Raw genomic sequence first — 13,167 nt, forward strand, 5'->3', positions numbered from 1 at the left:
AGTAGATTTTTTTCTCAGGAACAATTCGATTTTTGGGTAAGGGCATAAGAAAACCTCCGTCAAAATGGCTGCTAACTATTTCGACAGAGGTATTGGAATTTCCTGTTAGTTGATTGGACAGCCGTAGAAAAAGTTTAAGAGCAGCCGCGTATTACGCCTGTAAAATTTCATCATTCGTGAGAGGAGAAATAACATGGATGCACAGCTGAACATTATTGACGTCGATGTGCACAACGATTTGAAAAGCCCTCAGGAGCTGCTGCCATATTTGCCGGAGCCTTGGAAGTCAAGGGTGGCGAGCTGGGGAATCGGCATGGCGGGGCACGGCTACACTTCGCCGGTCGGCGTTATGCGCAAAGATTGTATTCCGCCGTCGGGCGGCCCTTCGGCTTCCGATCCAGATTATTTGGTCGAGGATCTGGTCAAGCCTTATCATATGGAGTACGTCATTCTAACGGGGAATATGACCAACATATCGACGATGCACGATCCGGATTATGCTGCGGCGATCGCCTCGGCTTATAACGATCACATCATCGCCGATTGGCTGCCGAAGCACGAATCGTTCCGCGGCTCCATCACGATAGCGCCGCAGGACCCAAATCTCGCCGCACAGGAAATCGACCGGTTGGCCGGTCATCCGCTGATGGTGCAGGTGATTATGGGAAGCGCGCAGCGTGCGCCGCTTGGTCAGCGGCAGTTCCATCCGATCTACGAAATGGCGCAGCGCCATGACTTGCCGGTTACGATTCATCCCGGAGGCGAAGGCGGGGGAGGGACGCCGCCACCGACGCCGGCCGGTTATCCGACACGGTATCTGGAGTGGCATACTTGTTTGTCGCAAAATTATATGGCGCATTTGGTCAGCTTGGTTTGTGAGGGCGTTTTCGAGAAATTTCCCAAGCTTAAATTTGTCATGCTGGAGGGAGGAATCGCGTGGCTGCCTCATCTTATGTGGCGTCTGGATAAAAACTACAAAGGACTGCGCTCTTCCGTGCCGTGGCTGAAACGGCTGCCCAGCGAATATATTCGCGATCATGTGATGTTTTCCACTCAGCCCATTGAAGAACCCGCCAACCCGCAGCAGCTGATGTCGATATTCGATATGATCGACGCCGAAAACATTCTGATGTTTTCCAGCGATTATCCGCATTGGGACAACGATATGCCGACGGAAATATTAAAGCGGCTCGGAGCCGACGCCAGAAAAAAGATTTTCTACGATAACGCCAAAGCTTTATATAAAATTTGATTATGCGTAAGAGGGGAGATGTGGCAACTGGCAGGGAGCTGGCGATGTCCGAAGTTGAGCCGTAAGTAACAAGCAATTGCAGTTATCCTTTGGAAGTGGACCGTGTTGTTTTAAGCAACTTGGCGGTCAGCTGAACAAAGGGACGAGTATAGAGTGAAGAAGCGTCAGCGCCCGCTTTTAACGTTGTGCCCCGACCTCTTGAATTCATTCAAGGGGCACAACGTTAATTGGCGGAAACTCTATACTCGTCCCCTCCCGGACGCGCCGATGCAGCTCACAGCACATTAACGAACTTCCACTAGGTTTTGCTCATACATCCTTATATCTGATTGTTCTTCCTAAACTCCGAGGCGTTGATCCCGATCTTCGAACGGAACACGCGGCTTAAGTACGAGCCGTTCTCGTAGCCGCAGAGGGAGGCGATCGCCTCCAGCGTGTAGTTGGTCTCGAGCAGCAGCCGCTTGACCTCCTCCAACCGCAGCCGGGTCGCATATTCGACCGGAGAAGCGTCGTATTCCATGCGGAACCGGCGGGTCAGCTCGGATGGACGGATGCCAAGCTTCTGCGCAATTTGATTCATATTGACCTCATCAAACAGATTCCGATGAATGTAGCCAGCGGCCTGCTGCATTTGGGGATCTGTTTTCTTTTTGCGCTTCAGCGTGTAAATCCGCTCCAATTCGCTTAAGTGCAGCAGGTCGATCAGCATGTGGTGGGCTAGATTCGTTTTGTGCGACTCGCTGCCGAACTGCTGCCACAACTTCCGCAGGTACGTATACGTCGAGGACAGACGGCTGACGTCGCCGACCGTCACTTTGCCGACAGGCAGCGTTTCAAACACCGGATTCGGCTCAAACAACGAAGAGAAGGTGAGCAGATGGAAGGTGATTTCGCCGTGCGACCTGCGCTTGAAATTAGTTCCGGGCGGAACAAACACGAGATCGCCGAAGGACGCTTTGCCTGTGTGCCTGCCCACGGCGTAATCAAATGAACCGGCCTCTACGCCAAGTATGACGTATTGCTTGTACGTTTCCTCCGGTTTGATAAATCCGGGCTGGGGCCCGGCGTATACGTACTGATTGAACTCATAGGGCGGAGCGTACATTCGATAATCCGCCTCCTTCTTGGCATCTTTCCTCTATTTTACCATGAACGGCTCATGCGGAGATAACCCCAAAAGTTTAAAAAAAGTGCAGAAAATATATAAAATCCGTGTATTTCTATTTAAACTTTGTGAGTGTAAGATGAAGGTGTGATCTGGATCACAGACAACGCGCGCGCAATTTGGAAAGATGTATGGTTTGGCCCGAAAACCGAAAACAAATATGAAAACCAGGAGCGATGAACTTCATGAGCACGAAAAAACGTTCAGTCATCGATACCGATATACACGGCAGCGCCCCAAGAGAGGGGATGCTGGAATACATGCCGCGGATTTACCGCGAGCAAGTGGCTACTTTCGGCTGGCGGCTGCCGGCGCAAGGAGGCATGTTCCTCAACGGCGGCACCAACGGCTCCATGCAGGACGAGGCGCATGTGAGCGATGGCACGGAGGATAGCTATCTGAATCATTTGCGCAAAAATCACCTGGACCGCTACAATGTGGAATATGGCATATTGACGGGAGGCGGCTATGAAGTGCATGCCGCAACCGACATCGATTTTGCGGCAGCGGTGTGCTCGGCTCACAACGATTATTATATCGAGCGGTATTTGTCCAGAGAGCCACGGCTGAGGGGTTCGATTCTCATACCAAAGCAGGACCCGGTTTTGGCGGCGAAGGAAATCGACCGGATCGGCGACCATCCGGGCGTTATCCAGGTGATTGTCTCCAACGGCGCGCAAAAACCGTACGGCCAGCGGTTTTACCACCCGATCTACGAAGCGTGCGTACGCCACAATCTGCCGTTTACGATACACGTCAGCATGGAAGGCATCGGGATCAACAATCCGCCGACCGGCGCGGGTCACGTGACCAGCTACATTGAATACCGGGCCGCTCGCGCGCAAATTATGATGGCTCATATGGCAAGTTTTATTTTCGAAGGCGTGTTTGAGAAATTTCCGACTTTAAAGGTGGTGATGATGGAAGCCGGGATGCTGTGGATCGCTCCGCTGATCTGGAGGCTCGATCAGGACTGGAAAGCGCTCCGCCACCAGACGCCGTGGGTAAAGGAACCGCCAAGCGAATATTACCGCAAGCACTTCAGAGTGACGTCCCAACCGATCGAGCTGCCGGAGAAAATGGAGATGTTCCATCCGATGATGGAAGCAATTTCGGCGGAAACGAACCTGATGTTCGCCAGCGATTATCCGCACTGGGACTTCGATTCGCCGATGCACGCTTTTCCGAAGCTGCCTGCGAAGATGTGGGAGCGGATTTTTTACCAGAATGCGGCGGAATTGTACGGCTTGCCGCAGCGTAAAGCGGAGACGGAGGGAACTTTGGCATGAGTCGTTATTTGGTTGGCGTCGTATCGGAGCTTCCGCCGGGCTCGAAAAAAATCGTGGAAGCAGGGGGGCGCAGCGTCGGCGTCTACAACATTAACGGACAATATTACGCGATCCGCAATTTGTGTCCGCATCAGAGCGCAGCGTTATGTGCGGGAATTACCACCTCGTTTGTAACGTCGACGGGGCCCGGAGAATACTGCTTTGAGATGGAAGGCGAGATTGTGCGCTGCCCGTGGCATTTCTGGGAATTCGACATCAAGACGGGGCAGATGGTCGTCGATCCGAAGACACGGACGAAGACATACGACGTCACGGTCGAAAAATACAACGTAACCGTCGACGAGGAATGCATTTTTGTTCATATGTGACAGAAGAACAGGCGGTGAGCAAGTATTAAAAACACGTTGTCTTTGCTGAGGAAAGATAAGCTTTTATACATGATGGCGGTTCCGGGCGTGCTATTTTTCATCGTATTTCATTACGTTCCCTTGTATGGCATTTTGATCGCTTTCAAGAAATACAACCTGTATCAGGGTTTTGCCGGCAGTCCTTGGGTCGGGCTGGACAACTTTACGAAGCTGTTTGCGATGAGCGGGTTTACGCGGGCGCTGAAAAATACGATCATCATCAGCTTCTACCAGCTCGTATTCGCTTTTCCGGCCCCGATCATTTTAGCCATTCTGCTGAATGAGGTCCGGCACATGCTTTACAAAAGATTCGTCCAAACCGTTATCTACTTGCCTCACTTCGTTTCGTGGGTCGTCATTTCAGGCATCTTGTATGCCTTTTTTTCTCCTTCCACGGGAGTCATTAAGGAAGCAGCCGAATGGTTCGGTTATGAAGGCGCTGTCATTAATTTTTTGGGCAGCAAAGAGTATTTCCGCGGTTTGCTTGTGATTTCGAATATATGGAAAGAAGCGGGTTTCGGCACGGTATTGTATTTGGCGACAATTGCGGCGATCGACACGCAGCTGTATGAGGCGGCGAAGGTAGACGGGGCCAAAAAGCTGCAGCAAATTTGGCATATTACGCTGCCGGGTTTGCGTACGACAATCGTCATTTTGCTTATTTTCCGCGTCGGGAACATTTTGAACGCCGGGCTCGATCAAGTGTATGCGCTTTATAATCCGCAGGTGTTCGAAGTGTCAGAAATATTGGACACGTTTGTCTACAAGCTGGCGTTCGAGGAGGCCAAATACGACCTGTCAACGGCGACCGGCGTGTTCAAGTCGATTATCGGTTTGGTTCTCGTGCTTATTACCAACTATATCGCCAAAAAAATCGACCGGGACAGCGGTTTGATCTAGGGGGGCCAAATGAAAGAAACGTTTGGAGAAAAGCTGGCGAATGGGGCTATCAATCTGTTTTTGCTGGTCATCTCGGTCAGCACGTTGTATCCGTTCTGGCATGTGCTGATGTATTCGATCAGCGATCCGAAGCTGGCGATGGGCGGCGGTATTTTTCTTGTACCGCGGGGTCTGTCCTTGGCGTCGTTTGACATTTTGCTCGGCAGCAAAGGGATTTTCACCGCTTATTGGAATTCGCTTGTCCGGCTTGTGGCCGGAACATTCATCAATTTGCTGTTTACGGCAATGCTCGCTTATCCGCTGTCGATGCGCCGGTTTCTCGGGCGCAACGTGATTACGCTGCTTATTTTTTTCACGATGCTGTTCAGCGGGGGCATGATTCCCAGCTATTTGCTCGTCAAACAGCTTGGGCTGCTCGATTCGATCTGGGCGCTTATCATTCCGACGGCAATCAGCGCTTGGAATTTATTGATTATGAAAAATTACTTCCAAACGATTCCTCCCGAACTGGAAGAATCGGCCAACATTGACGGCGCTTCGCCGGCCCGTGTATTAGTTTCCGTTATATTGCCCGTATCCATGCCGGTCATTGCGGCGATCGCGCTGTTTTACGGGGTGGCGCACTGGAACTCCTACTTTGATGCGATTTTGTACATCAACTCGCAAAAACAGCAGGTGCTTCAGGTATTTTTGCGCACGATGCTGAATGGCAGCTCGCTGCAGCAGGTGCAGGGGGCGGACAATTTCGCCACGAATATCGGTATGGTGACCGAGGAATCGGTCAAGATGGCGACGATTATCGCGTCCGTGCTGCCGATGCTGCTGATTTATCCGTTTTTGCAAAAGTATTATGTGAAAGGCGTCTTAATCGGGTCTGTCAAAGGTTGAATATGAATTGGGGGGAACAAGATTGATGAGAAAGCGTATGGGCACATGGGCGGGTCCGGCTGGTATCGTTATTTTGGCGGGAGTTATGTTAAGCGCTTGCAGTGGCGGCGGGGATGGGAAAGAAGGTGCGGCGGCGGGACAGTCCGACAAACCGAAAGGACCTTCGACGGTGACGGTGTTGATGAGCAAAGCGACGAATTTTCCGGAGGACAATCTGGTCATCCAGGAAATCCGCAAACGGACCGGCATCAACGTACAAGTTATTGCGGTTGACGCACCCGATTATGAGAACAAGCTGAACACGATGATTGCGTCTAGCAGTCCGCCCGATATTTTCCGCAGCGCCTCCAAAGCTAAGATCAAAGAGCTGGCGGATAATAAAGCGATTCTTCCGCTTGACGATCTGCTCGCCAAAAACGGCAAAAACATCATGGACAACAAGGGCAAATATTTAAAAGGCGCCGGGTTCATCGACGGCAAAAATTACGCGATCCCAACCGCTTACGTGCTGGGCAACGGGCTGGCATTCCGCCAGGACTGGCTGGATAAGCTGGGATTGAAGGTGCCGACGACGCTGGACGAATACGACAACGTGCTGCGCGCTTTTGCGAACCGCGACCCGGACGGCAACGGCAAAAAAGATACGATTCCGCTCGGACTGATGATTGCGGCGGATCAAACGTTTGACCACCTGTTTGCCGCCTACGGGGTACCGATGAAAACCGGCGTGCTGGTCGACGGGAAAGTCGTGCCGTGGATGCTGGCGCCGGGTTACCTCGATGCGGTAAAACATCTGAACATGATGTACAACGAAGGGCTGATCGAGCCGGATTTTGCGACCGTGCCGAATATGCAGGAGTTTGAAAAGCTGTGGAACGGCAAAATGGGCGCTTTTCAATTCAACCCTCCGGGTACAACGCAAAACTGGCTGACGCGGTACATCGAAAATCCGAAGCCGACGTTTGTGTACACCGTCATCAAGGGGCCGACCGGCATCGGCGGCAATACCCGGTTTGTGCGCGAGGACAAAGGGCCGTGGACGCATATCTCAAGCAAAGCGAAAGATCCGGATGCGGCGATGAAGGTGCTTGATTTCTTAAACAGTGAAGAAGGCGACCGGCTGACATGGGCCGGAGTCGAAGGCCAGCAATATACGATGAAGGACGGCAAGTTCGAGTGGATCAAACCGTTCGACGACGCGGTGCAGCTGAGAAACGTCGGTGGTTTCGCTTATAACGGGATCAGCCAGCGGCTCGACGGCATGGAGTTCCAGCTTATGAACGAGCAGACGCGCAAAGGCATTGAAATGTCCGTCAATAGCCCGATTCCGGACGCTTATATTTTCGGCGTTCCCGAGATTGAGCGGGATAAGAAAAAGGTGCTCGACGACCTCGAGGTCGAGTTCAGAACGACGGCGATTGTCTCCAAAGGCGGCAACCTCGACAAGATGTACGACGACTTCAAAAAGAAATATTTGGCCGAAGGCGGCACTGCGTGGATCGAGCAGGCGACGGCGATCTATAAAAAAGAGCAGGCCGATTTTAAAAAGTAAATAAAAGCCGTTCCATGTGTGAGGCGCCTGGGCTGTGAAGCTCCGGCGCCTCCTTTTACGACAATACTTCATCCAAAAACGCGGGATGAAAGCCTGTAGCCCGGCTGCGGTCCTGAATGCTGTCCGTTTCGGCCATAGCGCTCACCATTAAACGGATGTAGTCAAGCGACTTCTCCAAATCCATATCCTTGGCATAACAGACATAGCTGCACCCGCTTGTTACACAATTCACGACAATGGATTGGGGAAGCGACGCAAACGCTTTGCTGCAGCATACGACTGTTAGATGCTGGACCAGCAGAAGCATGTCGGTTGTGACATCGACAGCATATTTATGTATCGTATAAGGAGCGTTTATCCCTGCTGCGTTTACGCTAAGCGCTTGAACGATATAAGCAATTTCCAGACCCAGCTCTTCGATATAAGTCGGAAACGATTCAAACAACACCATCGGGGTCAGATGTTTTGCTTGCCCTAGAAAACGGGTCAGCTTCGCCGTAACGTTCATCTTGATGAGCCGAAAATGTTCCGGAGATTGAAACTTGTTCACACGATTGGTCCAATATTTCTCAACGAAATGAGCGATTGCTTCCGGGGTTCTTCTGGAGACGGGCAAGCTGAAATATTGATTGACCGTATGACTTGCTGCATATTGAACCAGTTGTTTCCAATCCAGGCCGCTGGATGATGTTTTGCGGTGATATTGCCGAACGAAAGCTTCCAGCTTGTATTCCTCGATAGATCGAATATAGCCCTCTGTATATTTCATCTTGCCCGCGCCTCCGTTTCTTAAGAATGCAATACAGATTCGGCGAAGCGCCGGCCGAAGCCGCGGCATTCTTCTTTATCTTCTTCAGACGGGAAAAGTTCTACCTTCATTCCTTCCAATGCGACATAAGCGCCTCGTTCCTGCAATTTTTCAACGAGTTGATCTACGGCCGCCCCAAACAAACGGTACGATGAATCGGCGGAGCCAAAAGCGGCAGCCGTGCGCCCATCCAAATCGACATCATCCATCTCTTCATGGAAGTCAAGAAATTCGTCGGGCAGGTCCCCGTCTCCCCATGTATAAGCGCCGAGCAAGATCCCGTCGTATTTGAGCAAATCAACCGCACTTGCATCAAGCACAGACTTAAGATCGGGTTCAATGCCTGCTGCACGAATGCCTGCTGCGATTTCTTCGGCCATCTCTTCGGTATTTCCCGTCATGCTTGCATAAACAATAATAATTTTCTTCATAAGTTCCACTCCCTGGGTGATTTGTTCTCCATGTACGTTTTCTCGTATCCCATCATAAGTGATAATGATTATCAATGTCAATTAAAATGATAATCATGATGTTCCGACGAGGATTTACATGACAGGGACGGAGGTTAGGAGTAGAATGGAGCATATAAAAACGTTTATTTATTTTATTCATTGGGAGGATTCAATCACATGTGGCATCCGGCTTTGAGCACGTGGAGTTTGCATCGCAATTTGGGCCCGCTTCGTTGGACCCAATGGGACGAGGAAACGAAAACGCATATCGTCGCAGAGCAGTTTCAGCCCCAATTGATGGAGCTGACCGAGCTTCCTGCCGCTGCGGGCCAGCTTGGTTACCGGTATTTGGAAATATGCCATTTTCATTTTCCGTCGCTTGATCCGACCTATTTGCAAACATTAAAAACCGCATTTACCGAGGCCGGTTCGGTATTTCGCACGCTGCTGCTGGATTATGGGGATATTACGAGCGCGGATGAAACGAGGCGCAGCGCCGATCTGGCTTTTATCAAGCAATGGATCGACATTGCCGCGATGAGCGGGGCGGAGCGTATCCGGGTTATTGCCGGAGAGGCGGGTCCGGAAGATCTTGAGTCGCTGCAGTTGTCCTTAAGTACATACCGCGAGCTGCTTCAATATGGTCATGAGCGCGGGGTCGGCGTCATTATGGAAAATTTCAAGCCGCTGACCTCGACGTTGTCGAATTGCTTGAGTTTGCTGCAAGCATTCAGCGGTGATCTTGAGACGATTATCGATTTTGGCAATATGCGTCCGGTTGAAAAATATGACGCCATCCGGCAAATGGCGCCGTATGCCGTATCGATTCACGCCAAACCGCAATACGACGAAAACGGTATCCCAAACGAGGCGGAATTGGTCCGCTGCCTGGAGGCGCTTCATGCCTCTCATTATGCCGGGCCGATCTCGATAATTTACGACGGCCCCGGCGATATGTGGGAGGGCATTGAAAGAGTTCGCAGCATCATCGACAGATATACGGCATAACACGGGCCGCCGATTCTTGTGCCGGCTTCTTTTCAGCTGCCGGCCGATTTACGGTAATCGGTCGGCACGATACCTTTGTTTTCGCGAAAAATGCGGGAAAACGTCTTATACGACCCGTAGCCGACTTCCAAAGCGATTTCGGAGACGCTCATGTCCGTAGAGGCAAGCAGGCCGCACGCATGGCGGATGCGGACATCGTGGAGAAACTGCACGAAGGTTTGGCCGGTCGTTTCTTTAATCCGCTCGCTGATGCGGGAGACGCTTAACGGAAATTGATGGGATAGCGACGTCAAAGTCAATTCTTCACGATAGTTGCTGTGAATGTAATGAATGATCGGCCACACGGAGCTTGCCGTTCTGGAAGGGGATTGCTCCTCGCGGGCGGCGGCGCTATGTTCCCGGCGGTGACGGTCGAAGTGGACAAGGATTTCCTTTAATTTGACCTGCAGCATGGTGCGTCTCCACCGTTCCTTGCTTGTATATTCAACGAACATTTCAGCGGTCAGCCTGCCGAGCACGGTGGCATCTTCGCCCGTAAATTGCGCGTAGGAAGTTAACCGGTCCAGATCGTCCAGCAGCGCCGAAAAATCGCCGTCCAGCCCTTGTTCCATCAGCAGGTCCATACTGAACATGCAGTTGTAAAGCACCAGCGTGCTCCCCGGATCGGTAAACAGCTCATGCACTTGGTAGGGCAGCACAAAGGTGAAGGTGCCCGGCTGCATCGTGTGTTTGACTCCGTTGATCGTTTCCGAACCGCTTCCTTCGATGACATAAGAAAATTCAAGAAAATCGTGGCGATGCGCCGGGAAGCCTTTTTTGAGCCGGTTCATGCTGAGATGGAGCGGGAACGAGCTGTTCATATTTGGATACGTTTTCAGGACGAGCGGAAAATAAGTCATGGGTATCTGTACTCCTCCGAAAAATTGGGACATTTTCCGAAAATAACGGAACGCATTTTTCTCCACTTTATTCTAACATAAATGATGTGCGAATAGACGAGCTCGGGAGCCGGCAGGCTCCCGGCAAAAATTCCGAAGGGAAGAGGAACTTGAGATGAGCGACAAAATCAGAATTGGGATTATCGGCGCCGGCAATATCGGCGGTGTACACATGAGGGAATTTTCCAAACTAGCGGAAGAATGCGTCATTACGACGGTGACCGATACATATTTGCCGCTTGCCGAATCGCGGGCGCGTGAATATGGAATCGCCCATGTAGCGGCTTCTCCGGAAGAGTTGATTCAAAGCAGCGAAGTCGATGCCGTCATTATCGGCGTTCCTAACCAATTCCACGCTCCGCTGGCGATACAGGCATTGCAAGCAAACAAACACGTGCTGCTGGAGAAACCAATGGCGATCAGTTCGGCGGCGGCCCGCGAAATCCTGCTGGCCAGCCGTGCAACGAACAAAACGTTGATGGTATCCCACCAAATGCGTTGGGAATCGGTTCCGATGCAGATCAAAACACAGATTGAGCGCGGCGAGCTTGGACGTATCTATACGGCGAAGACAGGCTGGTTCCGGCGCAAAGGCATTCCCGGCTGGGGCACGTGGTTTACCCGCATGGATCAATCGGGCGGCGGTCCTTTGATCGATATCGGCGTTCATATGCTGGATTTGGCTTTATATTTAATGGGCAATCCGAAGCCGGTATCGGTATACGGAGCGACTTATGCCGAATTTGGTCCGCACCGCAAGGGGATCGGCACGTGGGGCAAGCCGGACTGGAGCGGCATTTACGATGTCGAGGATTTGGCTACCGCGCTGATCAAGATGGAAGACGGCAGCACCTTGTCGCTGGAAGTCAGCTGGGCGGTGCATAAAGATACCGATAATGTGCCATTTATCGATTTGATGGGGACCGAAGGCGGGGCCAGCTACCGCGGACCGCAGGGCAAGCTGCTGACCGAAAAGTTCGATCGTCCGATCGAAACCGAGCTGCGTAAGCCCGACAACGACGAAGGCGAAAGACAACGCTTAAGCCGCCATTTCCTCGAATGCGTCCGTGAGGGCAAACAGCCGATCAGCTCGGCGCTGACCGGATTTACGAACAATCTGGTGTTGGATGCGATTTACGAATCGTCCCGAACCGGTAACGAAGTCAAGCTGAATTGGGATATTTAATCGGTTGCGCGCAAGCGCAGTTTATGATGGATAGAATCAGCGAAAAGTAAAAGCCGAAAGTCCTTCCGCTTAAGGAGCTATACGATGCTCCCGAGCCGGAGGCTTTCGGCTTTGCCGGTTTATGGTTCAAATGGGACCTTGCAAAAGGCTGAACAGTTGCCTCAGCCCTCGCCCCGCATGGCGGGGATGACTGCGTTACGTACGGGTTGCCCAAGGCTGGACGGCGGAAGTTACCGTTTCTCCCGTTTCAATCGCCTGATTCAGCAGCAGGTTTAAATAATGATCCTGTGAAGCTTCAGCGAGCGGGTAAAAGCTGGGACCACCTCGCACATACTCGCTCATTTTCTGCAGCGTCTCGGCAACGGCCAACTCGTCGTCAGTCAGGCGGGCAGGGGCAAAAGGATTCGTATACACCCATTGTTCCCCGCAGAGAATGCCCTTTAAGTATTGTCCCTCCAGGTTTCCGTTTTCACCGGCAGAGACACGTTTCAGATCAAGCTGCACCGGCGTTTCGAAATCGGCGAGATAACGCAAGGTGTCGTTCGCTAATTCGCCCTGATCACCGCGTATCAGGATACGGGAAGAACGAATCCAGGAAAAATACTGATCGCCTGTAAAATCAAACACCGCCTGTTTCCCGTTAAACTCAAACCAAGCGATCGTTTGCTGGGAAACGGTTTTTTCGTACCGCTGCGGTTTGCCTGCCCGGTTCGGACCGGCAGTAATGGGGGAGCTGAAGCGTTTGGCGGTCATTTGCGCCGCATCGAACCCAACGCCAAGCCATCTGCGGATTAAGGCGATGCCGTGATAGCCGTGAGCGACACTGACCTGAACGTGGGATACCTCGCCAAGCCGACCCGAACGGATAATCTCGTCGATCGCCTGATGCCGCGGTTGAAACGGGTATTGCTCCGCTACTTGGACGCCGCTGCAATCCTGAAGCGCCAATAATCCTTCAAGATCCGGAGCCGGAGGCGTTTCCGACAGCACAGGAATACCCCGTTCCGCGAGCTGCCGGATGATGACCGGACAAACGGCCCAAGGTACGGAGACGACGACAAAAGACGGTTTCGTCAACTCCAGCATCTCCTCAAGCGACCGGAAGGTCGCCACACCGAACCGCCGCTCCAGTTCGCTGCCTTTACTCGCATCCCGTACGACGATGCCGCTTGCTTCAAAGAGTGCAGGCAGCGCAGCGGCCACCCGCAAATAAAACTCCGTCCGCCAGCCTCCGCCGACAATGCCAAAGCTGATTTTTGTATCCGATAACGCCATGTGGACACCTCCCTGATAATAATATACCATTCCATGAGTCCACTGAA

Annotated in this window: 13 protein-coding genes; 8 read left to right on the top strand and 5 right to left on the bottom strand. The window is 52.1% G+C overall.

Going from position 1 to position 13,167, the window contains the following annotated elements:
• Positions 1–193: 193 nt before the first annotated feature.
• Positions 194–1,252 (top strand): amidohydrolase family protein, encoded by a 1,059-nt coding sequence (locus EYB31_RS28780; RefSeq protein WP_131016941.1) that lies wholly within the window; start codon positions 194–196, stop codon positions 1,250–1,252.
• A gap of 319 nt (positions 1,253–1,571) precedes the next feature.
• Here EYB31_RS28780 and EYB31_RS28785 read toward each other — a convergent pair whose 3' ends face one another.
• A complete protein-coding gene (locus EYB31_RS28785) occupies positions 1,572–2,357 on the bottom strand; it encodes a helix-turn-helix domain-containing protein (protein ID WP_131016942.1) in 786 nt (261 codons plus the stop codon).
• Positions 2,358–2,602: 245 nt separating this feature from the next.
• On the opposite strand from EYB31_RS28785, the gene EYB31_RS28790 reads away from it, so the two are divergent.
• Genes EYB31_RS28790 through EYB31_RS28810 form a run of 5 tightly spaced genes read left to right on the top strand, consistent with a single transcriptional unit; the run spans position 2,603 to position 7,453 of the window.
• A complete protein-coding gene (locus EYB31_RS28790; RefSeq protein ID WP_165452668.1) occupies positions 2,603–3,706 on the top strand; it encodes an amidohydrolase family protein in 1,104 nt (367 codons plus the stop codon).
• Complete coding sequence (locus tag EYB31_RS28795; protein ID WP_131016944.1) at positions 3,703–4,074, top strand: Rieske (2Fe-2S) protein; 372 nt, start codon at positions 3,703–3,705, stop codon at positions 4,072–4,074. The genes EYB31_RS28790 and EYB31_RS28795 overlap by 4 nt, the downstream gene beginning before the upstream one ends.
• 36 nt (positions 4,075–4,110) lie before the next feature.
• Complete coding sequence (locus tag EYB31_RS28800) at positions 4,111–5,013, top strand: ABC transporter permease (protein ID WP_240762971.1); 903 nt, start codon at positions 4,111–4,113, stop codon at positions 5,011–5,013.
• A gap of 9 nt (positions 5,014–5,022) precedes the next feature.
• Positions 5,023–5,901 (top strand): carbohydrate ABC transporter permease, encoded by an 879-nt coding sequence (locus EYB31_RS28805; protein WP_131016946.1) that lies wholly within the window; start codon positions 5,023–5,025, stop codon positions 5,899–5,901.
• Between the two features lie 25 nt (positions 5,902–5,926).
• Positions 5,927–7,453, top strand: coding sequence for an extracellular solute-binding protein (locus EYB31_RS28810; protein ID WP_131016947.1), 1,527 nt, complete (start codon positions 5,927–5,929; stop codon positions 7,451–7,453).
• Positions 7,454–7,508: 55 nt separating this feature from the next.
• On the opposite strand, the gene EYB31_RS28815 is transcribed toward EYB31_RS28810, so the two are convergent.
• A complete protein-coding gene (locus EYB31_RS28815) occupies positions 7,509–8,222 on the bottom strand; it encodes a hypothetical protein (protein ID WP_131016948.1) in 714 nt (237 codons plus the stop codon).
• 20 nt (positions 8,223–8,242) lie between these two features.
• A complete protein-coding gene (locus EYB31_RS28820; protein ID WP_131016949.1) occupies positions 8,243–8,692 on the bottom strand; it encodes a flavodoxin in 450 nt (149 codons plus the stop codon).
• 198 nt (positions 8,693–8,890) lie between these two features.
• Here EYB31_RS28820 and EYB31_RS28825 point away from each other — a divergent pair, with 198 nt between their 5' ends.
• The gene (locus EYB31_RS28825) at positions 8,891–9,721 is read left to right on the top strand and encodes a sugar phosphate isomerase/epimerase family protein (protein WP_131016950.1); all 831 of its coding nucleotides are present in this window, start codon (positions 8,891–8,893) and stop codon (positions 9,719–9,721) included.
• Positions 9,722–9,753: 32 nt separating this feature from the next.
• Here EYB31_RS28825 and EYB31_RS28830 read toward each other — a convergent pair whose 3' ends face one another.
• Positions 9,754–10,620 carry an AraC family transcriptional regulator gene (locus EYB31_RS28830; RefSeq protein WP_165452669.1) on the bottom strand — a complete coding sequence of 289 codons (867 nt, stop codon included), beginning with the start codon at positions 10,618–10,620 and terminating at the stop codon, positions 9,754–9,756.
• A 154-nt stretch (positions 10,621–10,774) separates the two neighbouring features.
• Here EYB31_RS28830 and EYB31_RS28835 point away from each other — a divergent pair, with 154 nt between their 5' ends.
• Positions 10,775–11,845, top strand: coding sequence for a Gfo/Idh/MocA family protein (locus tag EYB31_RS28835; protein ID WP_131016952.1), 1,071 nt, complete (start codon positions 10,775–10,777; stop codon positions 11,843–11,845).
• A 195-nt stretch (positions 11,846–12,040) separates the two neighbouring features.
• Here the strand turns inward: EYB31_RS28835 and EYB31_RS28840 are convergent, their stop codons facing one another.
• Positions 12,041–13,120 (bottom strand): Gfo/Idh/MocA family protein, encoded by a 1,080-nt coding sequence (locus EYB31_RS28840; protein ID WP_131016953.1) that lies wholly within the window; start codon positions 13,118–13,120, stop codon positions 12,041–12,043.
• Positions 13,121–13,167: the final 47 nt, after the last annotated feature.

Source organism: Paenibacillus thalictri, from assembly GCF_004307995.1.
Classification (GTDB): domain Bacteria; phylum Bacillota; class Bacilli; order Paenibacillales; family NBRC-103111; genus Paenibacillus_AF; species Paenibacillus_AF thalictri.

What these genes read in the sequence shown, in the direction of transcription:
- EYB31_RS28785 (WP_131016942.1), bottom strand. Translation starts at nt 2,357, where the DNA reads ATGTACGCTCCGCCCTATGAGTTCAATCAGTACGTATACGCCGGGCCC.
- EYB31_RS28780 (WP_131016941.1), top strand. Translation starts at nt 194, where the DNA reads ATGGATGCACAGCTGAACATTATTGACGTCGATGTGCACAACGATTTG.
- EYB31_RS28820 (WP_131016949.1), bottom strand. Translation starts at nt 8,692, where the DNA reads ATGAAGAAAATTATTATTGTTTATGCAAGCATGACGGGAAATACCGAA.
- EYB31_RS28825 (WP_131016950.1), top strand. Translation starts at nt 8,891, where the DNA reads ATGTGGCATCCGGCTTTGAGCACGTGGAGTTTGCATCGCAATTTGGGC.
- EYB31_RS28830 (WP_165452669.1), bottom strand. Translation starts at nt 10,620, where the DNA reads ATGACTTATTTTCCGCTCGTCCTGAAAACGTATCCAAATATGAACAGC.
- EYB31_RS28835 (WP_131016952.1), top strand. Translation starts at nt 10,775, where the DNA reads ATGAGCGACAAAATCAGAATTGGGATTATCGGCGCCGGCAATATCGGC.
- EYB31_RS28790 (WP_165452668.1), top strand. Translation starts at nt 2,603, where the DNA reads ATGAGCACGAAAAAACGTTCAGTCATCGATACCGATATACACGGCAGC.
- EYB31_RS28815 (WP_131016948.1), bottom strand. Translation starts at nt 8,222, where the DNA reads ATGAAATATACAGAGGGCTATATTCGATCTATCGAGGAATACAAGCTG.
- EYB31_RS28810 (WP_131016947.1), top strand. Translation starts at nt 5,927, where the DNA reads ATGAGAAAGCGTATGGGCACATGGGCGGGTCCGGCTGGTATCGTTATT.
- EYB31_RS28840 (WP_131016953.1), bottom strand. Translation starts at nt 13,120, where the DNA reads ATGGCGTTATCGGATACAAAAATCAGCTTTGGCATTGTCGGCGGAGGC.
- EYB31_RS28795 (WP_131016944.1), top strand. Translation starts at nt 3,703, where the DNA reads ATGAGTCGTTATTTGGTTGGCGTCGTATCGGAGCTTCCGCCGGGCTCG.
- EYB31_RS28805 (WP_131016946.1), top strand. Translation starts at nt 5,023, where the DNA reads ATGAAAGAAACGTTTGGAGAAAAGCTGGCGAATGGGGCTATCAATCTG.